Genomic DNA, 26,523 nt, shown 5'->3' on the forward strand with positions numbered 1-26,523 from the left:
GCCGCCCTTCAACGCAGTTGCGTCACCGCGAGCAACAGCACCATGCTGCCGATCGCGCCATCCAGCACGCGCCACGCGGTGGCCCGCCGAAACAGCGGCGCCAACGCGCGTGCGCCATATCCCAGACCGACGAACCAGACCCCGCTCACCGCCATCGCACCGAGTGCGAAGGCGACCCGCGCACCTTGCGGCTCGCGTGCACCGGCGGTGCCGATCAGCAGGAAGGTGTCCAGATACACGTGCGGATTGAGCCACGTGAAGGCGAGCGTCATCAGCACGATCGGCATGGCGCGTTGCGCGGGCGCGGCGGTCGTGCCTGATGCACTGCCGTCCGCCGTCGTGTCCAGTACCGCATGCCCGGGCCGCACGGCGCGACGCAAGGCGTTGATGCCGAACCACGCCAGATAGGCGAGCCCGACGTACAGCATGGCGTGCACGAACACCGGATAGCGCTCCACCAGCACCGAGGCGCCCCCCACCCCCGCGCCGATCAGAATGAAGTCCGAAATCGCGCACAGCGCGACGATCTTGCCGATGTGCGAGCGCATGATCCCTTGACGCAGCACGAAGGCATTCTGGGCGCCGATCGTGACGATCAGCGATGCGCACAGGGCGGCGCCGTGGGAAAAAGACAGCCAGTTCATAATCGATCCAGTAGACGGGTGAGGCGAACAGGGCTAGTCTGCGGGTTCGCATCTCATAAGAGAAGCTAATTTACTTAACGCCGATTAAGGAACGCTAATGCTGGATTATGCGTTGCTCGACGCGCTCGCCGCGGTGGTGCGCCACGGCTCGTTCGACCGCGCGGCGAACGAGCTGAACGTCACGCCGTCCGCGGTCTCGCAGCGGGTCAAATTGCTGGAGGAGCGGGTGGGCAGCGTGCTGGTCAAGCGCGGCCAGCCCTGTGTCGCGACCACCTCGGGCGCGCTGCTGTGCCGCCACACCGAGCGCGTGCAATTGCTCGAGGCGGAGCTGACCGGCCGCCTGCCGGCCTTGCCCGGCGCGCTGGTCGAACCATGGCCCGCCTTGCGTGTGGCGGTCAACGACGATAGCGTCGGCACCTGGTTCATCGACGCGGTGGCGCCGTTCTGCGTCGAACGGGAAATGTTGCTCGATCTGGTGGTCGACGATCAGGATCACACCGCGCAACTGATTCGCGACGGCAGCGTGCAAGGCGCGGTGACCACGCAGGCCGAGCCGGTGCAAGGCTGCCGTTCCACACGCCTTGGACGCATGCGTTATCTGGCGGTCTGCTCGCCGGCCTTTTACGACCGGTATTTCATCGACGGCGTCACGCGCGAAAGCTTGCGGCGCACGCCGTGCGTCGACTTCAATCCGAAAGATCAGCTGCAAAAGCGTTTCATGCGCCGTATCACGCGAGCCGAGCTCGATCCGCCTTTGCACTGGATTCCGCACGTCGCCGGTTTCTTACGCGCCTGCGCGACCGGGCTTGGCTGGGGTATGTGCCCCGAGCGCATGGTCAGCACGCATCTTGCCAGCGGCGAGTTGGTCGACATGGCGCCGGGTAAGCCGATCGATGTCGATCTCTACTGGCAGAGTTGGCGCCTGTCGATCGGTTGGCTCGACGACTTCGGCGCCGTGTTGCGCAAGCGCGCGGCGCAGTTTCTCGATTGAGCCGCGTGGACGGCTCGCGTGCTCGACGCGGCATCAGCTTGCCGGCCAGTGCTTGATGTCGATCCGCACGCCGCTCGCCGCGGCTCCTGCCGTAAAGCGGTCGACCACTTGCCGTACGTCGTGATCGATATGATCGGCGTGGGTGGCATCGAGTATCAGCGTGGCGCCGGCGGGAACCTGTCCGAGATAGCGCTTCAACTGCGGCGTGCAGAAAAAGGTCGCGCTCTTGCGGATGGTCAGCAGATAGTGATCGCCGTCGCACGTGAAACTCAACACGCGGCGCAAGTTGCGCTCCATCGCGATCAACACGCTCAGCCCGAAACCGATTGCGATGCCGATCAGCAAGTCGGTGAGCAACACGCCGCCAATCGTGACGAGGAAGGGCGCGAACTGAGCGATGCCGGCCTTGTTCATCGAGACAAAGAGCTGCGGACTTGCGAGTTTGTAGCCGGTATAGATCAGGATCGCGGCGAGACTGGCGAGTGGAATCATGTCGATGACACCGCTCAGCGCGAACGTTGCGACCAGCAGGATGATGCCGTGGGTGACGCATGAGAGTCGCGTGCGGCCGCCCGCGTGCACATTGGCCGCGCTGCGCACGATGACCGCGGTGATCGGCAGCGCGCCGATCAGACCTGCGAGCAGGTTGCCGACGCCTTGCGCCTTCAACTCGCGATCGGGCAACGCCTTGCGATGCGCGGGATCGATCTGCTCGAGCGCTTCGAGGCTCAGCAACGTTTCCAGACTGGCGACGAGCGCAATCACTGCGGCAACCCGCCAGACCGCCGGGTCGGTCCACGCGGCAAAATCCGGAAACGCGAGCGCACCGAAAATCGCATCCCACGATCCCAACGAGGGCATTGCAACGCGATGGGCGGATGGGATGGCGTAGCCGGGCGCGAGGCGCTCCGCCAATGCCACGACAGCAATACCGAGCAGCACGACGGCAAGCGGCGCCGGAATCGCGCGCACGAGGCTGAAGCGGCGCAGTGCCGGCCGGTGCCACACCGCGAGAATGCCGAGCGAGGCGAGCGCGAGCAAAGGTATGGCGAGGTTCGTGTCGCCGTCCGCGAGGCCCGCTGCCACCGGCAACTGGTTCTGGATGAGCAGGATGCCGATCGATGCCAGCATGCCATTGATCACCGGCACGGGCACGTAGGCGGCGAAGCGTCCCGCACGCAGCAGACCGAATGCGAATTGCAGCGCGCCTGCCAGCATGAGCGCGCTGAGGAAGGTGGAAAAGCTGCCGAGCGTCGCAAGCCCCTGCATCACGATCACGACCAGGCCCGCCGCCGGACCGCTGACGCTCAGTGGCGAACCGCTCAGCAGGCCCACCACGAGACCGCCGATCACACCCGCGAGAATGCCCGCGAACGGCGCGACGCCGGAGGCGGAAGCAATCCCCAGGCAGAGCGGCAGGGCGATCAGGAAGACGGTGACACCGGCGAACAGATCGGCGCGCCACGTGGCGGTGCCGGCGTCGGCAACGGGCGACGGGTCCGGCGGCGCGGAGTTGGATTGCGTCATGACGAGGCGGGGCTCCTTACAGGATGAACACGGGGCAGGAAAAGCGTGCGTCGGACGCACGCGCCAGTGAGGATCAGCCGACGGCTTCCTCGGTGTCGCGAAGGCGATGCGATATCCAGTGCGGCTCGGTCAAGGCCTTCAGACGGCCGTCGATCAGCGAGAAGATCCAGCCGTGAATCCGGATCGGATGCCGGGCCTGTTGAATCAGAGGCAAGCGGTGAAGCGCATCGACCTGAGCCAGCACGTTGAGCTCCGCAAGCCTGTCGGCGCGTGCTTCGAAGCTCGGCAATCTGAGCAGTTCGGTGCGATGCAGCGCGCCGAGCCGGCGAATTCCACCGATGCGCCGGTTCACGTGCGGCAGGGCGCCGTCGGGCGGCAGCAACGCGGCGCGAACGCCGCCGCAGCAGTGATGACCGCAGACGATGACGTCCTCCACGCCCAGAACGACCAGCGCGTATTCGAGCACGCTCGCGAGGCTGTCGTCGTCATCGGAAACGAGGTTCGCGATGTTGCGATGTACGAATACTTCGCCGGGCATGACGCGCGCGATGGCTTCCGGCACACGGCTATCCGAGCAGCCGATCCATAAGACACGAGGCTGCTGCCGGTCGGCGAGACGCTTGAAATAGGTTGGATCGCGCTGAGCGATCTCGTCGGACCAGGCGAGGTTTTCGACCAGCATGCGTTTGGGGTAGGTCATGCGTGAATGTCCCGAATGCGACGTGCGCGTGGATGGGAAGGCCTCTTGTCGTCGAATCGTTGTTATTGGTTGGCGGCCCAATACCGCTCCACGATCGCGTGGCGGGCCTTGTTGATATCGATCGTCTGCTGGCTCGGCGGATAGTCGGCCTCGCTGGTGGGTATCCAGCCGTGGCGGCGCGCCTCCAGCAATTCAGCACGAACCTGCGCGCGCGTTTTGCCTTGCTGCTGGGGCTGGGCGGCCTCGGCCGGGTAGCGTGGATTGGCCTCGGCCAACGCGGACGTGGACAGTATGCTTAGCGCTATGGCGGCGATTGCTAGGGGATAGGTTTTCATCTGCTTCTCCTGTTTGATTGGGATGCCGAATCATCTTTATCCGACAGTTCCATTGTGAACAGGAGGCATGAGAAGAGGGTGAGATCAGCGTGATAGTTCTGTCATACAGCAGAGGGTTCAAACCATGCGAGCGTGTCTGGGAAAATGCAGATGGAACGTGGTACGCCGATGCGGCACGCTCTCGACGCTGCATTCGCCATGGTGTTCGTCCATGATCGATTTGACGATGGCGAGGCCGAGTCCGGCTCCGGCGGCCGAGTTGTGGCGTGCCGGATCCACACGATAGAAGCGGTCGAAGATTCGCGCCAGATGGAGTTGCGCGATGCCGGCGCCGCTGTCGGAAACAGACAGATGAGCGTAGTGTTCCTCCTCCGCACAAACCAGTTCGACCGTACTGCCGCGCGGTGCGTGGCTCAGTGCGTTCGACATCAGATTGCTCAACGCCCGCTGGATCAGCAGTGCATCGCCTGCGAAGCGGGCATTGCCGGTTACGTTGATTTCGACGCCGGCGTCCGCCGCCATGATTTCGTAGTATCCCGCGATACGCAGCGCTTCGGTGCGCGCATCGATTCGCTGCAGATTCAGGCGGCGTTGCGCGCTATCGGTCCGCGCGATGAACAGGATGCTGTCGATCAGACGCGACAGTCTATGAAACTCGTCGACGCTCGACTCGATGACGGTACGGTATTCATCGGCAGAACGCGGTTGCGAGAGCGCCACTTGCGCTTCGGCCAGCAGGTTGGTGAGTGGGGTGCGGATGTCGTGAGCGAGATCGGACGAGAACCCCGTGAGACGGGTGAACGATTCATGCAGACGCGCCAGCATGCGATTGAATGCGCGGCTCAACTCCTTGAGCTCGCCCGGCATGTCGCGCTCCGGCAAGGGCTGGGCTAGCCGGTTACTCGAGATCTGTTCGGCGCGCGCGGTAAGACGGCCGAGCGGCAACAACCCCAGATGCACGATGCACCAGGCGAGCAAGGCGTTGATCGCGGTACCGATGACGATCACGAACAGCACGTTCAGCGCATAGGCATGTAGCAGCGATTGCTCAGCGCTGACGTCGTATTGCACCACGACGCGTACCTGCGTGCGGGGCTCGTCGCCGAGCGGCGCCATGGCCACCATGAACCGTAGCGGTTTGCCCGTCACCGCAACGGCAGCCGGAGGGGGAAAGGCACCGGCGCGGACCGAAATCGCTGCCTCGTTGGATGAATAGCCATCGGTTTGGAAGAGCCGCTCGCCACGCTCGTCGAATAACGCGATGTCCAGATTCTGATGGCCGTACAGATGGTTGCGCCAGGTCTCGCGTTCTGCCGTGACGGCGGCGGTTCCGTCCATGGTTTGCAGACGCGATTGCAGGGCGGCGAGCGTCGCGCTCATCTCACGCGTCGAGGTGGTTTCGATACGCGTTCGCAGACCGTGATAAAGCAGAACGCCGTTGAAAACCAGTAGCAACCAGGTCGAGATGGCGAAGAGAATCGACAGCCTGGCCCGTAGCGTGTGCGGCAGGAGCGTCGTGCGCGTTTTTGGCTCGCCTCGTTTTGCTCGTGCGTGAAGGGCGGTCAGCCAGCGTGGTGTCATAGGTGTGGTGGACCGCGGTCTTCGAGTACATATCCCATACCTCGCACCGTATGGATCAGTTTGGGCTCGTAGTGGTCGTCGACCTTCGCGCGCACACGACGGATCGCGGCGTCGACAACGTTGGTGTCGCTGTCGAAATTCATGTCCCAGACTTGCGATGCGATAGCCGGGCGCGACAGGATTTCACCGTGACGGCGCATCAGGAGCCATAGCAGGGAGAATTCCTTGGCGGTCAGCAGAATGGTGTCGCCCTGGCGAGTTGCTTTACGTCGCGTCAGGTCCAGGATCAGGTCCGACACCTGAAGCATCGATGTTTCGCGCGCGTGGCCGCGCCGCAGGAGCGATCTGACACGCGCGAGTAGCTCGGCGAAATCGAAAGGTTTGACGAGGTAGTCGTCGCCGCCCATTTCGAGGCCCCGCACCTTGTCGTCTACATCGTCACGCGCGGTCAACAACAGGACCGGCGTGGAATGCGTACGGCGCAGGTTCTTCAGTACAGTCCAGCCGTCCTGTCCCGGCAACATCACGTCGAGGATCAGCAGGTCGTAATCTTCCGTGATGGCCAGGTGCTGGCCGGTTACGCCGTCGTCCACCCAGTCGACGACCAGGCCCGCTTCCGTCAACCCTTTTCGAATGTAAGTGCCGGTTTTGACTTCGTCTTCGACGATCAGGATGCGCATGGCTCTTTCTCCTGGTGACGCCCACACCGATGCAGAGGAGGACGTGTCGCCATCCGCGCAATTAAAACGGTGTACTGAACGTATGGGAAACTTATACCACGGTCAAAGTGGATGGTTTTTTTGGGATGAAGGGGCGGGCGAGCCAGGAAGGAAGGGTGGCGGGGCGAGGAAATCAGTTGCGTTGAGGCGCAGTACATCCGTTGGGGCAATCGACGTGGTAGCAAGCGACGTGAGCAAGGTGCAGGGGCATGCCATGCGAGGAAAGAGACAGATAATCGGGCAGCACAGCGGGCGGTCTTTGCGCGAAAAGGCCGGCTGGCTGACTTAACCAGAATGCCAGCGAGCCGATGACGATGACCGTCAAAGCGCCCATCAGGGAGGCGAATTCGCTTGCGTGCGAACACTCGGCAAGCGCCATGATACGGAGCATGCGGGGTCTCACGAGACGCTGGATCAGTCGGGCACGCTGCATAGGGCTTCAATGGGAGGTCGTGCGATCCATGGTATGCACGCGTTGCCGATTTCTCCGTGAGCGCCGCATGACATTTCTGTCATGCAATCAGCGGCCGGCGCCCGGCCGGCATGCGATGCCGTCGGGCGCCGATCGACCCTTGCGGCCTCAATGCAGGCGGATCACCGGATGCACGCGACGGCGCAACCAGTGGCTCGCCGTATCGATCGCCATGCGTGCGAACCCGGTCAGTGTCATGACGTGACGGCGGTAGATGAGCTTGTAGATGGCGGTGGCAAACCAGCCGTCGACGAATAGCGGTTGCCTGAGCCAGCTGCTGCCCAGATTGCCGATGGTGCCTTCGCGGCCAAAGCCGACCAGTGTGCCGGCGTCGCGATACACGAACTCCGGCAGCGGTTGTCCCGCCACCCGGCACTTCAGCGCGCGCGCCAGAAACAACGCCTGCTGATGCGCGACCTGCGCACGCGGTGCGAGAAACGCGCCCGCCTGGTCGGCTGGGCAGGCGGCGCAATCGCCGAGGCCGAACACGTTTGCATCGTTTGTACATTGCAGGGTGCGATCGACCTGGACCTGCGCGTTGCGATTCACCGCGATGCCGTCGAGCGTGCGCAGTACGGGCGGTCCCGCGATGCCCGCAGTCCAGATTGCGATGTCGCCCGGCAACGGTTCGGTCGCGCTGGTGAGCACGGCATCGGCGCGCACTTCGGTCACGCGCGTGCCGCTCAATACTTCGACGCCGAGATTGTCGAGCATGCGTCGTGCGCGTGCCGAAATGGTTTCGGACAGGGCCGGCAGAACACGCTCGCCGCTTTCGATCAGGCGGATGTGAAAGTCGCGCACCGGATCGAGCGAAAATGGGCTATAGCGGTTCAGCAAACGCACCGTGTCGCGCACCGCAGCGGCGAGTTCCACACCCGTTGCGCCCGCTCCGATGATATTGACCGACACGGGCACGTCCGCTTGCCGTGTTCGCATACGGCGCGCATGGCTGGCCCGCTGACAGGCGTCGAGCAGTTTGCGACGAAACGCTTCGGCGTGCGCAACTGACTCGAGCGGCAATGCATGATCGGCCGCGCCGGGCACGCCGAAATAATGCGTGACGCTGCCCATCGCCAATACGAGCGTATCGAAAGCGATCTGCCTTGCCGGCAGGATCTCGCGACCGTCGGCCTCGTGAAGCGCGTTCAGTGTGACGACCCGGTTCGCGCGATCGAGCGCGGCCAGCTCACCCTGTTCGAATTCGAAGCCATGCCGCTGCGCCTGCACGGCATATTGCAGTTGATGCGTGGCGGGATCGATCTGACCGGAGGCCGCTTCATGCAGCAGCGGCTTCCAGAAGTGCGTGGGCCAGCGATCGACCAGCACGATCTGCGCGCGACCCGTGCGCCCGAGCGATTCGGACAGACGGGTCGCCAGTCCGAGACCGCCCACGCCGCCGCCGACGATCACGATCCGATGCTGCGCATCCTGCGGCGTAGCTGTAGCTGCCGGTGTAGCTCTTGCGTCCATGATCCGCGTCCTCCTGAAGTTGTTCTTGCCGGCTCATCTGTCGGGCCAGTATAGAATCGGCGGAAACCGCAGCACAATTTAATGTTTATACGAGACATATAGGTTTTTACTTATGCTAAAAGCAGCCACGTTTCGTCAGTTGAAGGCGCTGCATACGGTGGCGAAGCTCGGTAGTGTGTCGCGTGCCGCGGAAGAATTGCGTCTGACGCAGCCTGCGGTGTCGTTGCAGGTGCGGCTGCTCGAAGAGTCGGCGGGTGCGCCGTTACTGCAGCGAGTCGGACGAGGCGTGCAACTCACTGCCGCCGGCGAAATCCTCGCGCGCTACGCGCTGGAAATTCTCGATCTCTGGAACGGCGCGGCCGACGACCTCGCTGCGCTGCAAGGCGAGCAGGGCGGCACCTTGCGCATCGGCGCGATCACCACCGCCGAGTATCTGATCCCGCCGTTTCTGGTGCGCTTCACCGAATCGCGTCCCCAGGTGAAGGTGCAATTCAAAGTCGGCAACCGCGCCGACATCATCCGCATGCTGGCTACGCACGAGATCGATCTCGCGGTGATGGGCAGCGCGCCGCGCGAATTACGCACCGTGGCAACGGCATTCGCCAAACATCCCATGGCGTTCGTCGCCTCGCCCGCGCATGCGTTGATGAAGAAAAAACGCCTGTCGCTCGACGATCTGCACAGCGCGAATCTGTTCGTCCGGGAACGCGGTTCGGGCACGCGTTCGACGGTGGAGAATCTGTTTCGTCTAGCGGGGCTGAAGCTTCATATCGGCTCCGAGTTGTCGAGCAACGAGGCGATCAAGCAGTTGGTGGAAGCCGGCCTGGGGATCGCGTTTTTATCGCTGCATGCCTGTTCGCTGGAATTTCAGGCGGGGTTGCTGGCGTTGCTGCCGTTGCCCGCCAATCCGATCGAACGCGACTGGTACGTGATGCATGTTTCCGATAAGCGCCTGCCGCACGTCGCCGGTCTGTTTCGCGATTTTCTGATCGAACACGGCATGTCGGGCGCGGTGCCGGTCCCGCTACCGGCTGTCGCCGCGGCGAAGCGCCGCCGCCAGACCCGCGGGGCGGCCGGCGGCTAAAGGGCGTCGATTCTCGCGATTTGTTTCCACGTTTGCGCGCTCCAGTACCCTCGCCGGGTCCCGCCTGGACCCTTCAGCTGTCGCGCAAAGCCTTATCTGGCAAGCCTTCTGTCTTACATCGCCCGGAATCGAAGTAAAGGTTGGAGGGTCGATATTTTTGCCGGCGCCGATTGTCTTTACAGTGGCGTCCAGGACATCAGAGAAAAGTGGACGCCGCATCCCCGTGGCGAGCCATCGTGATTGACCTGGCCGTAACAGGAGTCGGAGACAATGAGCAGCAACAGCATCACTCAAGTCGAAACATTCGGTTTCGAACGCATTCCGGATCGCTCGCGCTACGCGCGGCCGATCGATCTGTTCCGCCTGCTGTTCGGCGGCTGCAACACCTTTTCGACCTCGGTGCTGGGCAGTTTTCCAGTGCTACTCGGTCTGTCGTTCAAAGCAGGGGTCTATTCGATCGTGCTCGGCGTGCTGATCGGCTCGTGCATTCTTGCGCCGATGAGTCTGTTCGGCCCGCGCAACGGCACGAGCGATCCGGTTTCGTCGGGCGCGCATTTCGGCATTCACGGGCGGATCGTCGGCTCGTTTCTCGCTCTGCTGACTTCGGTCGCGTTCTTCTCGCTAGCCGTGTGGAGTTCCGGCGACGCGCTGGTGGGCGGCGCGAATCATCTGCTCGGCCTGCCGGTCAACTGGATGACGCTGAGCCTCGCTTACGGCGTTTTCGCGGTACTGGTGCTCACCGTCTGCATTTACGGTTTCCGCTTCATGCTGTGGGTCAACAAGATCGCCGTGTGGGCCGCGAGCCTGATGTTCGCGGTCGGCATCGCCGCGTTCGCCGGTCCGTTCAACAGCGCTTATGCCGGCAAGGTCGCGCTCGGCTCGGTAGGATTCTGGCCGGCGTTCGTAAGCGCCGTGCTGGTTGCGATGAGCAATCCGGTTTCGTTCGCCTCGACACTCGGCGACTGGGCCCGCTATATTCCGCAGGACACGCCGAAAAAACGCACCATGCTCGCGGTGATGATCGCGCAAGTGGCGACCTTCGTGCCGTTCTTCTTCGGCCTTGCTACCGCGACGATCATCGCCACCAGGGCGCCGGATTTCATCGCCTCGAACAACTATGTGGGCGGCCTGCTCGCGATCTCGCCGAACTGGTTCTTCCTGCCGGTGTGCCTGATCGCGATCATCGGCGGGATGTCCACGGGCACGACCGCGCTGTACGGCACGGGGCTCGACATGTCGAGCATGTTCCCCAGGCTGCTGAACCGCGTGCGTGCCACGCTGCTGATCGGCTGCCTCGCGATTGGCTTCATTTTCCTCGGCCGTTTCGCGTTCAACCTGGTGGAGAGCGTGTCGACCTTCTCGGTGCTGATCAACACGTGCAGCTGCCCGTGGATGATGATCATGATCATCGGTTTCGTCACGCGGCGGGGCTACTACCTGTCCGACGATCTGCAGGTGTTCAATCGCGGCGGCCGTGGCGGTCACTACTGGTTCACGCATGGCTGGAACTGGCGCGCAATGGGCGCGTGGCTGCCGAGCGCGGCGATCGGCTTGTGCTTCGTCAATCTGCCGGATCAGTTCGTCGGTCCGCTCGGCGAACTCGCGGGTGGCCTCGACATCAGCATGCCGGTTTCGCTGACGCTGGCTTGCACGTTGTACGTCGCTCTGCTGCAGTGCTTCCCGGAACCAGCCGGCGTGTATGGCCCGCGTGGCCGCCGCTGGCTGCGCAGCGGGGCGCAGGCGAATGTCATCGTGCATCCCGTGGTACCGGCGACTAAGCTTAGGGCTGTGGCGCAACCGCAAACCATGGTCCAGCCGGTGCATGAGCGCGAAGCGGCGCTCGACACGCAGGACGCAGGTTAACGCGCAGCTCGACGTGCAACGAATCGTGAAATACAAAGTACAGGCAATGGCATTCAAGTCAGGCAGGCAAACAAGATGAGCGAGTCAGTAAAGCGCGCGTTCGAAGGGGTGAAGCTGTTTCCGTTCTGGCTGGACAATCCGCGCGCGCCGGCTGTCGAACGGGAATTGATCGGACCGACCTCGGCCGGTCTGGTCGTGGTCGGCGGCGGCTTTACCGGATTGTGGGCGGCGATTCAGGCGAAAGAAGCCGATCCGTCGCTCGACGTGGTGCTGATCGAGGCGGGCAAGGTGGCCTACGGCGCATCGGGCCGGCCGGGCGGCATCATCTCGACCTCGGTCATGCACGGGCTGCCGAACGCGACGCGCGTCTTCCCACAAGACCTCGATGTGCTCGAAAAGCTGGGCCAGGAGAATCTCGACGGCTTCAAGGCCTCGTTGACGCGCTACGGCATCGAGGCCGATGTCGAATGGAACGGCGAGATGACGGTGGCAGTCGACCCCGCTCACCTCGGCCATCTGAAGGGCGATTACGAACTGCACAAGGAGCACGGCCACGACGTGGTGCTGCTCGATAGCGAGGGCGCGCGCGGACAACTCGACTCGCCGCTGTTCGCAGGGGCGATGTGGTCGCGCAATCGCAGCGGCACGATTCATCCGGCGAAGCTCGCGTGGGGATTGAAGGCCGCGGCGCTGAAGCTCGGCGTGCGTCTGCACGAGCATTCGCCGCTCACGCGTCTCGAAGACCGTGGCGCGACGATGGTGGTGCATACCCAGTCGGGCAGCGTCGAAACGCCGCGCGTACTGCTCGGCACCGGTACGGCGGATGTCGGCGTGACCGACATCAAGCGCCGCGTCATGCAGGTGCGCGATCACATCATCGCGACCGCGCCGTTGAGCGAGGAGCAGATGGCGCGCATCGGCTGGCAAAATCGTCAGGGCATTTACGACACGCGCACGCAGCTCAATTATTTCCGGCTTACCAAAGACAACCGCATCATCTTCGGCGGGCGCGTGAGCTATCACTTCGGCGGCGATCCGAACCCCGCTGCCGATCGCGACGAAAGCACGTACTACAAGCTCGCTGAAGCGTTCTATCGGACCTTCCCGCAGTTAGACGACGTGCGCTTCACGCACGCATGGGGCGGCCCGATCGACTACTGCTCGCGCGGTGCCGTATTCGCGCGCCGCTATCACGGCGGCAAGAGCGTGTTCGTCGCGGGTTATACGGGCTTCGGCGTGGCGGGCAGCCGCTTCGGCGCGAAGATGGGCCTCGACATGCTGTGGAATCGCGACACCGTGATCACCTCGCTCGATATTTCGCGCAAGGGGCCGTCGTACATTCCGCCTGAACCGGTCCGCTGGATCGCCGCGAAGATCACCTTCAACGCCTTCGACGGCGCCGATGATCGCGGCGGCTGGCGGCGTCTGTGGATCAACTCGATCAAGGCGCTGGGTTTCCCGATGTGACCGATCGACGACGGCGTTCGCGCCGTCGTCGCGCAGGTAGATTCGAAGCTGATTTTTTTAAATTGCCGCCTGAATAAAAAAACCGCACCTTGGCGGGTGCGGTTTCCAGTGCAGCAGCGCAGCGGCGCAGCAAGCATCAACCGCAGTACACGACGCTGTACTTCTTGGTCGCCACCGGCATATGCCACGTGCCCGAGAAGCCCTTGTGCAGGACGAAGGCGTCGCCGGCTGCATAGCGTTCGCTGCGGCCGTCTTCGCTGGTGATCACGACTTCGCCTTCGATCAGCACGCAGACTTCGGCGATCGGCAGGTCGGCCAGTTGCAGCGTGCCGGCGTCGCATTGCCAGACGCCGGCGGACAGCATGTTGGTCGCGTCGGAGTAGGCGTTCAGCGCGTGGGGTGCTTTGGCGCCGTCTAGAATGACGTCGGCCGGATCGTGCAGGGCCGGGTTCAAACCGGATGCGCCAGGGCCTTTAGCGTCGATGCGGGTGAAAGTGATGGTGCTCATGTGTCTCTCCTGGGTGATTGGTTCGATGACGCATCGAAACAGAACCGGAGTCTGAGCCAAAGCTGCGTAGCGATGAATTTCGATTTAAAGACATTCAGATTGAGCGGCGTCGATGTAAGGCAGGCGATGCCGCCGCCGGTGCGAATCGAAGCCCGGCATCTGACCTGAAACGTTCGTGTAAAGGACAAGCTCATGCAACATACCAAGCAGTTTTACATCGACGGCCAATGGGTCGATCCGGCCGATGCGCACGCCGCCACGCTCGATGTGATCGATCCGTCCACGGCGAGTGCGTTCGCGCAGATTTCGCTCGGCAGCGAAGCGGATGTCGGGCGCGCCGTCGCGGCCGCGAAGCGTGCGTTTGCGGCTTATAGCGAAACCACCGTCGCGCAACGGATCGATCTGCTGCAGGCAATCCTCGACGTCTACCGCAAGCGTTACGACGACATGGTCCACGCGATCAGCCGCGAGATGGGCGCGCCCTTGCAATACGCGAACGACGCGCAGGCGTGGACCGGTGTCGCGCATCTGGAAACGATGATCCGCACGCTCGACACCTTCGAGTTCGAGTCGATGAAAAACGGCATTTTCATCCGTAAAGAAGCGGTCGGCGTGTGCGGGCTGATCACGCCGTGGAACTGGCCGGCCTTGCAGATCACCACCAAGGTCGCGCCTGCGCTTGCAGCGGGTTGCACGATGGTGCTCAAGCCGTCGGAACTGGCGCCGTTGTCGGGCATCCTCTTCGCCGAAATTCTGCACGAAGCCGGCGTGCCGGCAGGCGTGTTCAATCTGGTGAATGGCGAAGGCCGCACGGTGGGCGAAGCGATGTCGCGCCATCCGGACATCGACATGATGTCGTTCACCGGCTCGACCCGCGCGGGGGTGCAGGTCGCGAAGGCGGCCGCGGACACGGTCAAGCGCGTGCACCAGGAACTGGGCGGCAAATCCGCCAACCTGATTCTCGAAGACGCCGACCTGAAGGAAGCCGTGATGCGCGGCACGCGCGCCTGTTTCGACAACAGCGGCCAGTCGTGCGATGCACCGACCCGCATGTTCGTACCGCGCGCACGCGAAGCCGAAGCATTGGCCTACGCGAAGGAAGCGGCCCAGGCGCTGAAGGTCGGCCCAGCCGATGCGTCGGGAATCGACCTCGGTCCGGTCATCAGCGAGCAGCAGTTCGACAAGATCCAGCATCTGATCGGCGTCGGCGTGGAAGAGGGTGCGACGCTGGTGGCGGGCGGACCCGGCCGTCCGGAAGGACTGAAAAACGGCTACTTCGTGCAGCCGACCGTATTCGGCAAGGTCACGCCGGGCATGACCATCGCGCGTGAAGAAATCTTCGGCCCGGTCCTGTCGATCCTCGCGTACGACTCCGAAGACGAAGCCATCGCCATGGCCAACGACAGCCTCTACGGTCTCGCGGGTTATGTGCAATCCGGCTCGCTGGAGCATGCCCGTGCGGTCGCCAAACGCCTGCGCACCGGCACGATCTACCTGAACTACGCGGACTACAACCCGGATGCGCCGTTCGGCGGCTTCAAGCAATCGGGCAACGGCCGCGAGTACGGCGAGTTCGGTCTCGAGGACTTTCTGGAGATCAAGGGCGTAGTGGGCTACGAGGGTTGAGCCTGAACCTCGTCTAGAGCAGCAACTCGATCGAATGAAACAGGCGGCGTTGCTCGGGGTCTTGCGAGCGCGCCCCTTCATCGATCACTTCACGCAGACAATCGAGAAAACACGCGGCCGCCGGACTGGTCGGCGCGCCGCGGCGTGAGGTGATACTGACGATGGTTTCATCCACCGTCTCGCGCAGCGGCAACGCCCACAAATTCTCCTTCGCGAGTGTCACTTCCGCGAGCGGCCATGGAAAGATGCTCAGCATGTCGGTGTGCGCGAGCAGGCCCAGCACGATCGCCAGCGAATGCGCGAGGTGGATCGTGTGCGGCACCCGCATGCCGCGCTTGCGAAACAGATTGTCTGAGATCGACTCGCGGCTCGCCGGATCCCAGTTCAACACCCATTCCGCGTCTTCCAGTTCGAGCAGCGTGCGGCAACCCGCCCTGGGGTGATCGCGCCGCGCGACGACCGCGGCGTGCGTCGAAAACAGCGGTACGTTGTGAAATTCCGATTGCGGCGAGGCGGGCGGTGGCCGGCCGATCGAAAAATCCAGGCTGCCGTCACGCAGACGCGGTTGCACGACCGCGAGCAGGCCTTCGAAAAATTCCAGCTGGACTTCCGGCATGCGCGAGCGAAAGCGCTGCACGGTGGGCGGCAAGAAAGTCAGCGCGACCCACGGCGTGACGCCGATCGACAGTTTGCCGGCCGCCGCGCCGCGCAAGGCTTCGATCTCCGCCTGCGCGCGTTGCAATTGCCCGAGCACCACGCGCGCATGCACGACCAGCGCGCGGCCGAACTCGGTGAAGGCGATGCCGCTGGCGCTGCGCACCACCAGCGGCGCCTGCAGATCGGCCTCCAGTTCGCGCATCGCTTTGGTCACGGCCGCGGGCGACAGGCCTAACGAGCGGGCCGCAGCCCGGATACTTCCGGTATCCGCGATCGCCGCTAACGTGCTGAGCTGATGGAGTTTCATCGGATAAACCCTGGGTGGCGTGGCAACCCGTGGTTGCTGTCGCAACGATTCTACGTCTGCCGCTGGAAATTCGGCGTCGTTATGCTGGGTTCACGCTTTCATAGACGGAGACGACACGTGAACACCATGGCCATCCCGGCGGGCATCGCCGAACTCGAAGACGAAATGATTGCGCTGCGCCATCGCATCCATGCGCGGCCGGAGTTGGCCTACGAGGAGTTCGCCACCGGCGACCTGGTGGCCGGGAGCCTGCAGAAGTGGGGCTACACGGTGCATCGCGGCATGGGGGAGACGGGCGTGGTCGGCCAGTTGAAAGTCGGCAACGGCACTCGCAAGCTCGGTTTGCGCGCCGACATGGACGCCTTGCCGATCCATGAAACGACGGGTTTGCCGTACGCGAGCCAGGTGCCCGGCAAAATGCACGCATGCGGCCACGACGGCCACACCGCCATGCTGCTCGCCGCGGCTAAATATCTGGCGCAGGAAAAGTGCTTCGACGGCACGCTGAATCTGATCTTTCAGCCTGCCGAGGAAGGCCAGGCCGGCGCCAAAAAAATGCTCGAAGATGGCCTGTTCGACACGTTCCCGTGCGACGCCGTATTCGCGATGCACAACATGCCCGGCTTTCCGACCGGCAAGTTCGGTTTTTTGCCGGGCTCGTTCATGGCCTCGTCGGATACGGTCGTCATCACGGTGACGGGACGCGGCGGTCACGGTGCCGTGCCGCACAAGGCCATCGATCCCGTGGTGGTGTGCGCGCAAATCGTGCTGGCATTGCAGTCGATCGTCTCACGCAATATCGCGCCGCTCGACATGGCGATCATCACCGTCGGTGCGATCCACGCGGGCGAAGCGCCGAACGTGATTCCGGAGACGGCCGAGATGCGCTTGTCGGTGCGCGCCTTGAAGCCCGAGGTGCGCGACTATCTTCAGGAACGCATTACGGCGCTCGCCTGCGCTCAGGCAGCGGTGTTCGGTGCGCGGGCACACGTCGACTATCAGCGCCGCTACCCGGTGCTCGTCAACGACCCGGCGATGACCGGGCTCGCGCGCGAGGTCGCGCTCGACTGGCTCGGTGAAGACGGTCTGATTCCCGACATGCAACCGCTGACCGGCAGTGAAGACTTTGCGTTTTTGCTGGAGCGCTGTCCCGGTAGTTATCTGATCATCGGCAATGGCGACGGCGAAGGTGGCTGTATGGTCCACAACCCGGGCTACGACTTCAACGACGACTGTCTCGCGACCGGCGCGGCTTACTGGGCGAGACTCGCGCAGACGTTTCTTGCGTAGGGCACTGCGCACCGTTTGAGCGGACGCAGGCGCGTGCGCCTTCATTGCGCTGGAAGCACATCACGGAGACACAGATGGACTATTCCGCCACACCCCAGGCCGTAGGCCCCGAGACGTCGACGCTCGAGAGCATGGCGCCGCCCGTGAAACGGGCCAGCCACGCCAAGGCGATTGCCGCGATCACGCTCGGCAACGGTCTCGAGTTTTTCGATTTCACGATCTACAGTTTTTTCGCCACGATCATCGGCAAGCTGTACTTTCCGGTGGAAGGGCAGCTTGCGCAGTTGATGCTGGCGGTGGGCACGTTCGGCGTGGGCTTCATCATGCGGCCGGTGGGCGGCATCGTGCTTGGCGCGTATGCCGACCGCGCGGGGCGCAAGGCGGCGATGAGTCTGACGCTGTGGTTGATGACACTAGGCTCGGGGATCATCGCGTTTGCGCCGACGTATGCGGCGATCGGACTTGCCGCGCCGATGCTGGTGATACTTGCGCGTCTGATTCAGGGTTTTGCGTTGGGTGGGGAGATTGGGGCGTCGACTTCACTGCTGCTGGAGTACGGCAGCGATAAAACGCGTGGCTTCTATGGAAGCTGGCAGTTCGTGAGCCAGGGGTTGAATACGGTCTGCGGGTCGTTGCTGGGCGTCGCCTTGGCGGCGGCGCTGTCGACTTCGGCGCTGGAAAGCTGGGGATGGCGTGTGCCGTTCGTGATCGGTATGGCGATGGGACCGATTGGGATTTATATCCGGCGGCATCTGAATGAGACGTTGCCTGGGGTCGAGGATACTGCGGGTGGGGTTGGCGAGGCGGCGGCCTCAATGCCTGTCCGGCAGATTTTTCGCGATCATGCGCGGGTGATTACTACCGGTGTTCTGACGACCATCGGAGGCACGGCTGCGAACTATATCGTGCTGTTCTATCTCTCCACTTATGCGATCAGGATTTTGCATCTGCCGATGTCGTCGGCGTTATGGGCTGCCTGGACGGCTGCCGCGGTGACCGTCGTGTGTTCTCCATTCGCTGGGGCGTTGTCCGATCGGGTCGGGCGCAAGCGCGTGTTGGGGGTGTCCAGAGTGCTGCTGATCGTGGCGGTTTATCCCGCGTTTATGGCGATTAATGCTGCGCCTACCGTGCCGGTTTTGTTGACCGTGGTGGCGGGGCTGGCTGTGCTCGTCGCGTTTACCGCCGTGCCTAATATCGTCATGCTGCCCGAGATGTTTCCGCGGCAGATTCGGGCGACCGGGATGTCGATTGTTTATTGTCTCGGCGTGTCGATCTTTGGTGGGTTTGCGCAGTTCTTTGCGACGTGGTTGATTCAGGTTTCGGGCAGTAATCTTGCGCCGGCGTGGTATTTGATCGGGTGTGGGGTTGTGTCGTTGTTGCCGTTGCCGTTTATTCGGGAGACTGCCGGGAGGGATATTGGTTGAGGGTTGTTTGGGGGCGCGTGCCGCGCCTTACCTGCTGGATTTGGATAGGCGGTGCCCCAAGCAGGCGCGCATTGGCCATGCGTCAGTTGGAAATCCCTGTCTTCGTGAACGGCTACTATAAGAAGACCGGCTGGGAAGTGATCGGACTCCACTGGAAGACCGGCAAAACGGTGCACCGGGTTTCTTTTGGCCGGAGCAACGTGCCGCGTCAGCCTGCTTTCGCACCCGGTAGCCCGTACCTATTCTGAACAACCCGTCTTTCACGAGGAGAAATCACATGTCGCGTGCGTACAGTATTGGGACCATGAACACGATTGCCGCTGCTTTCACGGTGATGCTGGGCTTCGCTGTCGCGGTGCCCGCGAGCGCGCAGGAAGCCTCGCAGGCGCAGGCCCAGCAGGTGGTGGGGGGCGGCGTGTTTCTGCACGTCCAGGCGCACGTCATCAAGATCGATGCGGACACCAACACCGTCACGTTGCGCGGTCCCCGTGGGAATGTTGCGGTGATGGAAGTCGATCCCGATGTCGCCGACGTCAAAAAGCTGCGCGTGGGCGACACGGTCGACATCGCTTACAAGAACGCCATCCTCATCAGTGCGGATAAGGTCGCCTCGAAGGGCATTCGTGAGCGAGTGGAAACGGAGGTCACCCATCCCGCCTCTGGCGGGGTGGTCTCGACCGCGCGACGGGTCGAGGTCATCGCGACGGTGCAAAAAATCGACCGCAAGCATCGCAAGGTCACATTGCGCGGGCCGAGCCGGACAGAGACCTTCGATGTGGTCCCCGACGTCTCGCTGACTAACCTCAAGGTCGGTGACTCGGTCAAGGCTGTTTTCATCGCGGCTGCAGCCGCTTCTGTCCTGCGCAATGGCGACGAGGTGAAGTAACGGTCTCGCCCGTTAAGAGACGGGCGATTTCTGGATGCTGCCGAAGCGGCCAGTAAGGCCGCCCAGGTGGCAACTACCAGACAGCAACGACCGCTACCTCGCCGCCGACTTCCCGCCATCGCCGACCGACGCCTTCGCCTTCGCCTCTGCCTCGGCAGCATCGCGAGTCTCCGGCATGGCCGCCCATACGAGCAGGACAGCCAGAGCCCCCGCGGCGGCCAGCCCAAAAAAGCTAACCGCATTGCCGAAGTGATCGGCTACGAAGCCGGCAGCGGTGGTGCTCAACGTCGCCCCAATCCCGGCTGCCAACCCGAACAACCCGATACAGAGGTTGTAGCGTCCTTTACCCCCGGCGACATCCGCGGCGATCAGCGGCAACATCACCCCAAAAACGGCGGCGCTCAACCCGTCGAGCATCTGCACCGGCACCAGCAAATACGGGCTGCTGATCCCGGCAAACAGCAACGCGCGAATGGGCAACGCGGAAAACCCCAGCAACAGAATCGGCCGACGTCCCCAGCGCTCGGCGGAGCGTCCGACCCACGGCGACATCATTGCCACGATCGCCTGCGGCACGATGATGCATGCCGCGATCACGAGCTGCACGTTGTCACCCATGCCGGCCGTGACTTCACCCGCGGCCAGATTGAGCATCGCCGCATTCGACAAATGGAACAGCACGATGCACGCCGCGAACAACAGCATCCGCCGGTCGCGCAGCAACTCGCGCAAACTCTCGCGCCGTTCGATCTGCTGCGGCGTCGGGCCGGCCTTCGGTAACTCGACCGTGTCGGTGCGCTGGATCGACATCAGCGCAAACAGCGCGGGCACCGCGAGCGCGGCCGTCAGCCAGAACACGGCGCGCGGTGAATAGTACTCGCCGAAAACCCCCATCAACCCAGCCGCCACCGCGCTGCCAATCGAGGCCCAACGCGCATTGCGCCCCAGCCGGTCGCCGAGATTCGCCCGACCCACCAGCGCGAACGAAATCGCCGCCAGGGCGGGTGTCAGCATGCAGCTCGCAAAGCCGTGGAACACCTCGGCCGCGATCACCGGCAGCACCGTCGGGCTCACGGCCAGCAATACCGCGCTCAGGATGATCGCGATGATCGCCCATGCCGCCGCGCCTTTCTTGTTGCGCAAGGCATCCACCGCGGCGCCGCCCGGCACCTGGCTCACCATCGCACTGATGGTGCCCACGGAGAGCGCCATGCCGATCTCCCCCTGAGTCCACTTATGCGAGGCGAGATACGACGCGATGAACGGCCCGAACCCCGTCTGCACATTCGCGACGAAGAAATTCAGCCAGTCGAGCGCACGCAGACTGCGCGCGGTTACCAGAGTGCGGCCTGTCATCGGGCCGCCCGTGCGTTGGAGACCGCGCTCACCGTGGCAGGCGCAGCCGCAGCGGGCGCGGGAGCCGCAGCGGGTGGCGGCGCGGGCGAGACTGCGCGAATCGGCTTGTCGTTGGCGTACGGCGGCGTGGCGTTGATCTGCGCGTCGGTCAAATCGATTTGCGGATGCAGTTCCTTGTCTTTCGTGACGAAGCGCAGCGCCGACCAGTTCGCGGCAATCGTGCGCCGCTCCGTGCTGACGATCCCGTTGACGTCGAGCACGACGGCTTGCGGTTGCGCGTTGGCGTCGATCAGCACGTCGATCACGCGGCCGATCTTCGCGCCGTTCGAGCGTTCGACCGTGGCGTCGATCAACGGCAATTGCACGGCAGCGGATTTGGCCGTATTCGGCGGAATCGCGGCCGCGTTGAGCGTAATGGGCGCGGCCTTGGCCGTCGGCGTGAAGCGGAAGGCGCTCCACGGGAAGTTCACCTTGCGGTCGCCGACACCGAGGAATCCTTGCAGATTCACCACCATCTCACGCGGTTTGCCGCCGGCGTCCGCGATCAGGTCCACGGCCCGGCCGACGACTTTGCCGTCCGCTTTCTGCACTTCGCTGTCGAGTAGCGCGCGCGCCTCGGAGCGCTCGATCGTACGCAGCACGATCAGCGGAGGCGGGGGGGGCGGCGGCGGAGCGGGCGCGACCACGGGCGGCGGCGGCTCGACCTTGTGCGGCTTGACGACCGGCTTCTTCGGCCTGCGCGGCTGCTCGGGTTCGACGGCTTCGGTTTCGACCGGCTCGGGCTCGGAGGCGGCCACCGGCGCGCTCGCGGGCTCGACCGGCATGACCGTGGCGTCGACGATCGGCGCCTGCTGCGGGCCCCACAGCAGGCTGCAACCGGACAGCGCGAATAACGCGAAGACAGCAAGAATCAGCAGACGCCAGGCAGGACGCGAAAAACCGCCGCTCATCAAGAAGGACTCCATGGGCCAGTGCGGACGGGCGCGATGGGCCGCCGCGATTGAGACAGGTAACGGGCCAGAGTGTAACCCGCGAGGCACCGCTGGACCGGTTTTGCAGGCGTTCTGACAGGTACGGCCCAAGCAGGGTTCATGCCGCGCACCGTGAGTGCGGCGCTCAGATTCCAGGCGCGAGCGGCGGTTTCGATAAACCCGATACGCCGATTTCGCTGCGCAAAGTGCTCAATACCCTTCCACATCTTCATGACAAACCGTAGGTGTAAACACGCGGGCGGGTTGGCTGCTTTGCCGTCCCTTAAGCGATATACGCGTCGCGACATGTGCGGCATGCCATTCATGCGATGGGAGACATATTTGTGTTGCCCTACATTTCGAGACAGCAAAAAAGAGACGACGTCCCACTAAACCAACGCAACGAGACGAACCTGATGACGGCCGCATCGACGGCTGTTTCAGCACGCTGATAAAGGAGGCACTCATCATGATGGAACCCCACGCCCAACCGATTTCTGAAGTCGGCGCCGAATCATTCGACGGAAAGGGCTTTCTCGACCGTTACTTCGAAATCTCCTCGCGTGGCAGTTCGCAGCGTCAGGAAATCGTCGCGGGCATCACGACCTTCCTCGCGATGGTCTATTCCGTATTCGTCGTGCCGGGCATGTTCGGCAAAGCGGGCTTCGACACCAGCGCGGTGTTCGTCGCCGTCTGCCTGACCACGGCGTTCGGCTCGCTGCTGATGGGCGTGTGGGCGCGTCTGCCGATCGCGATCGGCTGTGCGATTTCACTGACCGCGTTCACCGCGTTCGGCCTCGTGCTCGGTAAGGGCCTGCATCCGAACGTCGCACTCGGCGCCGTGTTTCTGATGGGCGTGGTGTTCACGGCGATCTCGGTGACGGGCGTGCGTTCGTGGATCCTGCGCAATCTGCCGACCGGCATCGCGCACGGCACGGGGATCGGCATTGGCCTGTTCCTGCTGCTGATCGCCGCCAACGACGTGGGCCTCGTCGTGAAGAACCCGGGTGCCGGTTTGCCGGTTGCGCTTGGCAATATCACGGCCTTGCCGGCGATCATGTCGGTAGCGGGGCTGGCGGCGATCTTCGGTCTGGTGCGCCGTCGCGTGCCGGGCTCCATCCTGATCGTGATCGTCGCGATCTCGGCGATTGCTTTGGCGATCGATCCGGCGGTGGCGTTCCATGGCGTGTTCGCGGTGCCGTCGCTGAGCGCACCGGGCCATGCCTCGCTGATCGGCGCAATGGACATCAAGGGCGCGCTGTCGATGGCGGTGCTGCCGAGCGTGCTGGCACTCGTGATGACGGCCGTGTTCGACGCCACCGGCACGATCCGCGCCGTCGCGGGGCAGGCGGGTCAACTCGATGAAAACGGCCGCATCATCAACGGTGGCCGCGCCTTGACGGCGGACTCGCTGAGCTCGATCTTCTCGGGCCTGCTCGGCGGCGCACCGGCGGCGGCGTATATCGAATCGACGGTGGGTGTCGCAGCGGGCGCGAAGACGGGCATGGCTGCGGCCGTGGTCGGTCTGCTGTTCCTCGTGGTGATGTTCTTCTCGCCGCTGGCCAGTCTCGTGCCTTCGTATGCAACGGCGCCCGCGCTGATGTACGTCGGTCTGCTGATGCTCTCGAACGTCAGCAAGCTGCATATGGACGACATGGTCGACTCGATGTCGGGCCTGATGTGTGCGGTGTTCATCGTGCTGACCGCCAACATCGTGACGGGCATCATGCTCGGCTTCGCGACGCTGGTGATCGGCCGCGTAGTGAGCGGCGAGTACCGCAAGCTGAATGTCGGCACGGTGGTGATCGCCGCGGTGCTGGTCGGCTTCTATCTGGGCGGCTGGGCGATCTAGTCGTGCAGCGGGCTCACGAGTGAGTCGGTGAGCGAGAAACGTTTTTTGCTGTAACGCGAGAACAGGGCGATGCGGTATCGGCCGCCTGGTTCGGACGTGTAGTCGGTTGTTCTCCACCTTTGCGCGGCGCGTGGCAGGTTTGTATCTGCGGCGCGCCGCGTTTCTTTTTTGCGGCTTGCTTCAGGCGTCTTTCTTGCGCGCGACTGGTGTCTCGCTCTCGACGAGCGGACGAAAGCAATCGGACCGACTGGGTGAAGCATGACGACCGCTACGACGATGAAGCGCACGGCAGTTGTGCCGCGTGCGCCTCGGCGACGCTCTGGCCGGTCTGATTCGAAGCGGAAGGGGAGTCTGAACGGAATGTCGGGGACATGGCGTTGCGTTGCGCAGCGTTATGTTCAGAGCGACATATCGAATGCGGGCTTGAGGAACAGCTCGATGGCCATGACGGCGAGCCCCATCGCGGCCGCTGACAGCGTCAACGTGCCGTATTCGTCGTAGCGTGCATCGTATAGGCACGCGACGACGAAAAGAATCGCTAGCAGATTGGTCAGCCAATCGAAATTCAGCGCGAAAGTCATCGATCGAATCCGGACTCGTGTGCAACCCGGACAGTCGGATCGCACGGACAATGAGCCGGATTCTAGCGAGTGGAGATTACGAATTCGCAACGGCGACACTTACACGGCTTACAGCCGGCGCGCGCCGCCGCCGCTCATTTTTCGACCTTCATATCGTGCTCGATCCAGTCGGTCACGGAGGTGCGTTTCGGCTGCCAGTCGAGCAGTTTGCGAGCGCGCTCGCCGCGCACGCGGCTATTCGAGCCGAGGCCATACGAGGCCATTTCATAGCCCCATTCCTTTTGCGCTTCTTCGAGCGGCCAGTCTTGTGCCTCGCCGAGTTTCATCGCGCGGGCAATCGCGGCGCTCATGTCGCGGAACGACGCTTCGCCGCTTTCCACGAAATAGAACATGCCCGCCGGCGTTCTTTCCAGCGCGAGGCGATACAACTCGGCGACGTCGTCGATATGGACGTTCGACCACGTATTGCCGCCGCTGCCGACGTGACGCACCACGCCGCTCTTTTGCGCCTGACGCACGAGACGCGGCAACTGCACGCTCGCGCTGCCGGCTACGGCGCCGTCGCCGTAAATCAGCGTATTGCAGAGCACGGCCGAGCGGATGTTCTGGCGCGCGGCCTTCAGCACCAGTTGATCGATAGCGACGCGAGCGGCCTTGTCGGCGGTCGGCTCGGGCAGCGTGTCCTCGTGATAAACGCGCGCCGCGCCCGCTTCGCCGCCCGACGCATCGCCGACGATGCTCGAACCGCTCGTATGCAGAAACACCTTGCCGGAACCGGCGAGGCCGTCGATCAGCGCTTGCACCGCGCCTTCATGATCGCTGCTTGCCGCGTTGATGACGGCGTCGGCGGCTTGCGCTTCGGCAATCAGCAACGCGCGGTCGTCGAGCGTGCCGATGACCGGCTCGATCCCCAGCCGCTGCAACTCGGCGCTCTGTCCGGCATTGCGGATCAGGCCGCGCACTGTGTGCCCGGCGCGTGCCAGATGCGCTGCGATCGAACCGCCGATGAAACCGCTGGCGCCAGTGACGAATACTTTCAAGACGTTCTCCTTGAGGGAAATACGATGGAATGCGTGCAGTATCCGCCGACTTGATTCTCGCAAAAAGCGTGTTAGTCTCAAATCAATCTTGATTTGAAATCAACAATGAAAACTTCCACCGACGAGTTACTGGTATTCGTCACGGTGATCGACAGCGGCTCGATCACGGCGGCTGCGGAAAAGCTGGGGCAAACGGTGTCCGGCGTGAGCCGGGCTCTCACGCGCCTCGAAAAGAAACTCGACACCGCGCTCGTGCGGCGTACCACCCGCCGTCTGCAACTGACCGAGGAGGGCGAGGCCTTCCTGCGACGCGCGCGGGCGATTCTCGCGGCGATGGAGGAGGCGGAGGAGTCCGTCACGCGCGGCCGGGAACGGCCATCGGGGCGACTGCGCGTGGATGCGGCGTCGCCCTTCATGCTGCATTGCGTGGCGCCGCATATGGCGGCGTTTTCCCAGCTCTATCCGGAGATCCGGCTCGAGTTGACCAGCAACGAGCGGATCGTCGATCTGCTCGAACAGAAGGTGGATATCGCGATCCGGATCGGCGCGCTGCAGGATTCGACCCTGCACGCGCGGGTGTTCGGCAGCAGCAAGCTGAGCGTGCTCGCCAGTCCGGCGTATCTGGCCGAACATGGCGAGCCCAAATCGATCGATGCTTTGCGTGGGCATCGGCTGATCGGCTTTACCGCGCCCGAGCACCTGAATCGCTGGCCGCTGCGCGAGGGCCGCAAGGGCAAAGCCGAACTGCTGAAAATCGAACCGGCGATGACCGCCTCGAGCGGCGAGACGATCCGGCAACTGGCGCTGTCAGGATGGGGCATCGCCTGCCTCGCCAGCTTCATGACCGCCGCCGATGTGCGCGACGGACGTCTCGTGCCGATTCTCGAGCACGTGCTGATGGACGAGCGTCAGCAGGTGAGTGCGGTGTTTTATCAGAGCGCGTCGCTGGCCGGCCGTGTGCAGTGTTTTCTGGATTTCATCGCGACGCGCGTGAATCTCTAGGCGCGCGACCCGCGCTCGCCTCTCCTATAACACTCTCATCGACCCCGGCGTGTGGCCACCGCCGGGGCGCGGCATTTTTTTGGTCGCGTGGCGCCGCTGATTTTGAAGGTGTATATACAAGTTGTGACCGGGAGAGCGTCTTCTCTACAGTCGAAGCCCGATCTGGACGC

The 26,523-nt window shown here is 63.5% G+C and carries 24 protein-coding genes; 10 read left to right on the forward strand and 14 right to left on the reverse strand.

What is annotated here, in order from left to right:
• Nucleotides 1–8: 8 nt before the first annotated feature.
• Complete coding sequence (locus tag FQ705_RS16420; RefSeq protein ID WP_144142865.1) at nt 9–644, reverse strand: LysE/ArgO family amino acid transporter; 636 nt, start codon at nt 642–644, stop codon at nt 9–11.
• 97 nt (nt 645–741) lie between these two features.
• On the opposite strand from FQ705_RS16420, the gene FQ705_RS16425 reads away from it, so the two are divergent.
• A complete protein-coding gene (locus FQ705_RS16425) occupies nt 742–1,635 on the forward strand; it encodes a LysR family transcriptional regulator ArgP (protein ID WP_144142867.1) in 894 nt (297 codons plus the stop codon).
• 33 nt (nt 1,636–1,668) lie between these two features.
• Here FQ705_RS16425 and FQ705_RS16430 read toward each other — a convergent pair whose 3' ends face one another.
• The 7 genes from FQ705_RS16430 to FQ705_RS16460 form a co-directional block, all read right to left on the reverse strand.
• A complete protein-coding gene (locus FQ705_RS16430; protein WP_144142869.1) occupies nt 1,669–3,162 on the reverse strand; it encodes a SulP family inorganic anion transporter in 1,494 nt (497 codons plus the stop codon).
• 73 nt (nt 3,163–3,235) lie between these two features.
• Nucleotides 3,236–3,862 carry a carbonic anhydrase gene (locus tag FQ705_RS16435; protein WP_144142871.1) on the reverse strand — a complete coding sequence of 209 codons (627 nt, stop codon included), beginning with the start codon at nt 3,860–3,862 and terminating at the stop codon, nt 3,236–3,238.
• Nucleotides 3,863–3,924: 62 nt separating this feature from the next.
• Nucleotides 3,925–4,197 (reverse strand): DUF4148 domain-containing protein, encoded by a 273-nt coding sequence (locus tag FQ705_RS16440; protein WP_144142873.1) that lies wholly within the window; start codon nt 4,195–4,197, stop codon nt 3,925–3,927.
• 117 nt (nt 4,198–4,314) lie between these two features.
• The gene (locus tag FQ705_RS16445) at nt 4,315–5,778 is read right to left on the reverse strand and encodes a heavy metal sensor histidine kinase (RefSeq protein WP_144142875.1); all 1,464 of its coding nucleotides are present in this window, start codon (nt 5,776–5,778) and stop codon (nt 4,315–4,317) included.
• A complete protein-coding gene (gene irlR, locus FQ705_RS16450) occupies nt 5,775–6,458 on the reverse strand; it encodes a heavy metal response regulator transcription factor IrlR (RefSeq protein ID WP_144142877.1) in 684 nt (227 codons plus the stop codon). Before irlR ends, FQ705_RS16445 begins: the two co-directional genes overlap by 4 nt.
• A gap of 172 nt (nt 6,459–6,630) precedes the next feature.
• Nucleotides 6,631–6,888 (reverse strand): hypothetical protein, encoded by a 258-nt coding sequence (locus tag FQ705_RS16455; protein ID WP_144142879.1) that lies wholly within the window; start codon nt 6,886–6,888, stop codon nt 6,631–6,633.
• A 189-nt stretch (nt 6,889–7,077) separates the two neighbouring features.
• The gene (locus FQ705_RS16460; protein WP_144142881.1) at nt 7,078–8,439 is read right to left on the reverse strand and encodes an NAD(P)/FAD-dependent oxidoreductase; all 1,362 of its coding nucleotides are present in this window, start codon (nt 8,437–8,439) and stop codon (nt 7,078–7,080) included.
• Between the two features lie 112 nt (nt 8,440–8,551).
• Between FQ705_RS16460 and FQ705_RS16465 the strand changes: the two genes are divergently transcribed.
• The 3 genes from FQ705_RS16465 (at nt 8,552) to FQ705_RS16475 (ending at nt 12,853) form a co-directional block, all read left to right on the forward strand.
• On the forward strand, nt 8,552–9,523 hold the full coding sequence (locus FQ705_RS16465) for a LysR family transcriptional regulator (RefSeq protein WP_144142883.1): 972 nt from the start codon (nt 8,552–8,554) through the stop codon (nt 9,521–9,523).
• Nucleotides 9,524–9,793: 270 nt separating this feature from the next.
• Nucleotides 9,794–11,386, forward strand: coding sequence for a purine-cytosine permease family protein (locus tag FQ705_RS16470; protein WP_144142885.1), 1,593 nt, complete (start codon nt 9,794–9,796; stop codon nt 11,384–11,386).
• A 75-nt stretch (nt 11,387–11,461) separates the two neighbouring features.
• Nucleotides 11,462–12,853, forward strand: coding sequence for an NAD(P)/FAD-dependent oxidoreductase (locus FQ705_RS16475; protein ID WP_144142887.1), 1,392 nt, complete (start codon nt 11,462–11,464; stop codon nt 12,851–12,853).
• Nucleotides 12,854–12,989: 136 nt separating this feature from the next.
• On the opposite strand, the gene FQ705_RS16480 is transcribed toward FQ705_RS16475, so the two are convergent.
• Nucleotides 12,990–13,361, reverse strand: a complete 372-nt coding sequence (locus tag FQ705_RS16480) for a cupin domain-containing protein (protein ID WP_144142889.1) — start codon at nt 13,359–13,361, stop codon at nt 12,990–12,992.
• Nucleotides 13,362–13,553: 192 nt separating this feature from the next.
• Between FQ705_RS16480 and FQ705_RS16485 the strand changes: the two genes are divergently transcribed.
• Nucleotides 13,554–14,987 (forward strand): aldehyde dehydrogenase family protein, encoded by a 1,434-nt coding sequence (locus tag FQ705_RS16485; RefSeq protein ID WP_144142891.1) that lies wholly within the window; start codon nt 13,554–13,556, stop codon nt 14,985–14,987.
• 13 nt (nt 14,988–15,000) lie between these two features.
• Here FQ705_RS16485 and FQ705_RS16490 read toward each other — a convergent pair whose 3' ends face one another.
• A complete protein-coding gene (locus FQ705_RS16490) occupies nt 15,001–15,951 on the reverse strand; it encodes a LysR family transcriptional regulator (RefSeq protein ID WP_144142893.1) in 951 nt (316 codons plus the stop codon).
• Between the two features lie 117 nt (nt 15,952–16,068).
• Between FQ705_RS16490 and FQ705_RS16495 the strand changes: the two genes are divergently transcribed.
• From FQ705_RS16495 to FQ705_RS16505, 3 genes are all read left to right on the forward strand, one after another.
• Complete coding sequence (locus tag FQ705_RS16495; RefSeq protein WP_144142895.1) at nt 16,069–17,241, forward strand: M20 aminoacylase family protein; 1,173 nt, start codon at nt 16,069–16,071, stop codon at nt 17,239–17,241.
• A gap of 74 nt (nt 17,242–17,315) precedes the next feature.
• The gene (locus FQ705_RS16500) at nt 17,316–18,665 is read left to right on the forward strand and encodes an MFS transporter (protein WP_144142897.1); all 1,350 of its coding nucleotides are present in this window, start codon (nt 17,316–17,318) and stop codon (nt 18,663–18,665) included.
• A gap of 304 nt (nt 18,666–18,969) precedes the next feature.
• Entirely contained in the window at nt 18,970–19,551 is a 582-nt protein-coding gene (locus FQ705_RS16505) for a copper-binding protein (protein WP_144142899.1), read from the forward strand.
• Nucleotides 19,552–19,644: 93 nt separating this feature from the next.
• Here the strand turns inward: FQ705_RS16505 and FQ705_RS16510 are convergent, their stop codons facing one another.
• Nucleotides 19,645–20,907 carry an MFS transporter gene (locus tag FQ705_RS16510; protein WP_144142901.1) on the reverse strand — a complete coding sequence of 421 codons (1,263 nt, stop codon included), beginning with the start codon at nt 20,905–20,907 and terminating at the stop codon, nt 19,645–19,647.
• On the reverse strand, nt 20,904–21,857 hold the full coding sequence (locus tag FQ705_RS16515; protein WP_144142903.1) for a PRC-barrel domain-containing protein: 954 nt from the start codon (nt 21,855–21,857) through the stop codon (nt 20,904–20,906). Before FQ705_RS16515 ends, FQ705_RS16510 begins: the two co-directional genes overlap by 4 nt.
• A 490-nt stretch (nt 21,858–22,347) precedes the next feature.
• Here FQ705_RS16515 and FQ705_RS16520 point away from each other — a divergent pair, with 490 nt between their 5' ends.
• Entirely contained in the window at nt 22,348–23,730 is a 1,383-nt protein-coding gene (locus FQ705_RS16520; RefSeq protein ID WP_144142905.1) for an NCS2 family permease, read from the forward strand.
• A gap of 398 nt (nt 23,731–24,128) precedes the next feature.
• On the opposite strand, the gene FQ705_RS16525 is transcribed toward FQ705_RS16520, so the two are convergent.
• Both FQ705_RS16525 and FQ705_RS16530 read right to left on the reverse strand, forming a co-directional pair.
• The gene (locus tag FQ705_RS16525; protein WP_144142907.1) at nt 24,129–24,311 is read right to left on the reverse strand and encodes a hypothetical protein; all 183 of its coding nucleotides are present in this window, start codon (nt 24,309–24,311) and stop codon (nt 24,129–24,131) included.
• A gap of 134 nt (nt 24,312–24,445) precedes the next feature.
• Nucleotides 24,446–25,351: an NAD-dependent epimerase/dehydratase family protein gene (locus FQ705_RS16530; protein WP_144142909.1), complete on the reverse strand. Its 906-nt coding sequence runs from the start codon at nt 25,349–25,351 to the stop codon at nt 24,446–24,448.
• Nucleotides 25,352–25,456: 105 nt separating this feature from the next.
• Between FQ705_RS16530 and FQ705_RS16535 the strand changes: the two genes are divergently transcribed.
• The gene (locus tag FQ705_RS16535) at nt 25,457–26,353 is read left to right on the forward strand and encodes a LysR family transcriptional regulator (protein ID WP_144142911.1); all 897 of its coding nucleotides are present in this window, start codon (nt 25,457–25,459) and stop codon (nt 26,351–26,353) included.
• Nucleotides 26,354–26,523 lie beyond the last annotated feature (170 nt).

This window comes from Paraburkholderia sp. BCC1884 (assembly GCF_900996225.1).
Classification (GTDB): domain Bacteria; phylum Pseudomonadota; class Gammaproteobacteria; order Burkholderiales; family Burkholderiaceae; genus Paraburkholderia.

What these genes read in the sequence shown, in the direction of transcription:
- FQ705_RS16420 (WP_144142865.1), bottom strand. Translation starts at nt 644, where the DNA reads ATGAACTGGCTGTCTTTTTCCCACGGCGCCGCCCTGTGCGCATCGCTG.
- FQ705_RS16425 (WP_144142867.1), top strand. Translation starts at nt 742, where the DNA reads ATGCTGGATTATGCGTTGCTCGACGCGCTCGCCGCGGTGGTGCGCCAC.
- FQ705_RS16430 (WP_144142869.1), bottom strand. Translation starts at nt 3,162, where the DNA reads ATGACGCAATCCAACTCCGCGCCGCCGGACCCGTCGCCCGTTGCCGAC.
- FQ705_RS16435 (WP_144142871.1), bottom strand. Translation starts at nt 3,862, where the DNA reads ATGACCTACCCCAAACGCATGCTGGTCGAAAACCTCGCCTGGTCCGAC.
- FQ705_RS16440 (WP_144142873.1), bottom strand. Translation starts at nt 4,197, where the DNA reads ATGAAAACCTATCCCCTAGCAATCGCCGCCATAGCGCTAAGCATACTG.
- FQ705_RS16445 (WP_144142875.1), bottom strand. Translation starts at nt 5,778, where the DNA reads ATGACACCACGCTGGCTGACCGCCCTTCACGCACGAGCAAAACGAGGC.
- irlR (WP_144142877.1), bottom strand. Translation starts at nt 6,458, where the DNA reads ATGCGCATCCTGATCGTCGAAGACGAAGTCAAAACCGGCACTTACATT.
- FQ705_RS16455 (WP_144142879.1), bottom strand. Translation starts at nt 6,888, where the DNA reads ATGCTCCGTATCATGGCGCTTGCCGAGTGTTCGCACGCAAGCGAATTC.
- FQ705_RS16460 (WP_144142881.1), bottom strand. Translation starts at nt 8,439, where the DNA reads ATGGACGCAAGAGCTACACCGGCAGCTACAGCTACGCCGCAGGATGCG.
- FQ705_RS16465 (WP_144142883.1), top strand. Translation starts at nt 8,552, where the DNA reads ATGCTAAAAGCAGCCACGTTTCGTCAGTTGAAGGCGCTGCATACGGTG.
- FQ705_RS16470 (WP_144142885.1), top strand. Translation starts at nt 9,794, where the DNA reads ATGAGCAGCAACAGCATCACTCAAGTCGAAACATTCGGTTTCGAACGC.
- FQ705_RS16475 (WP_144142887.1), top strand. Translation starts at nt 11,462, where the DNA reads ATGAGCGAGTCAGTAAAGCGCGCGTTCGAAGGGGTGAAGCTGTTTCCG.
- FQ705_RS16480 (WP_144142889.1), bottom strand. Translation starts at nt 13,361, where the DNA reads ATGAGCACCATCACTTTCACCCGCATCGACGCTAAAGGCCCTGGCGCA.
- FQ705_RS16485 (WP_144142891.1), top strand. Translation starts at nt 13,554, where the DNA reads ATGCAACATACCAAGCAGTTTTACATCGACGGCCAATGGGTCGATCCG.
- FQ705_RS16490 (WP_144142893.1), bottom strand. Translation starts at nt 15,951, where the DNA reads ATGAAACTCCATCAGCTCAGCACGTTAGCGGCGATCGCGGATACCGGA.
- FQ705_RS16500 (WP_144142897.1), top strand. Translation starts at nt 17,316, where the DNA reads ATGGACTATTCCGCCACACCCCAGGCCGTAGGCCCCGAGACGTCGACG.
- FQ705_RS16505 (WP_144142899.1), top strand. Translation starts at nt 18,970, where the DNA reads ATGAACACGATTGCCGCTGCTTTCACGGTGATGCTGGGCTTCGCTGTC.
- FQ705_RS16510 (WP_144142901.1), bottom strand. Translation starts at nt 20,907, where the DNA reads ATGACAGGCCGCACTCTGGTAACCGCGCGCAGTCTGCGTGCGCTCGAC.
- FQ705_RS16515 (WP_144142903.1), bottom strand. Translation starts at nt 21,857, where the DNA reads ATGAGCGGCGGTTTTTCGCGTCCTGCCTGGCGTCTGCTGATTCTTGCT.
- FQ705_RS16520 (WP_144142905.1), top strand. Translation starts at nt 22,348, where the DNA reads ATGATGGAACCCCACGCCCAACCGATTTCTGAAGTCGGCGCCGAATCA.
- FQ705_RS16525 (WP_144142907.1), bottom strand. Translation starts at nt 24,311, where the DNA reads ATGACTTTCGCGCTGAATTTCGATTGGCTGACCAATCTGCTAGCGATT.
- FQ705_RS16535 (WP_144142911.1), top strand. Translation starts at nt 25,457, where the DNA reads ATGAAAACTTCCACCGACGAGTTACTGGTATTCGTCACGGTGATCGAC.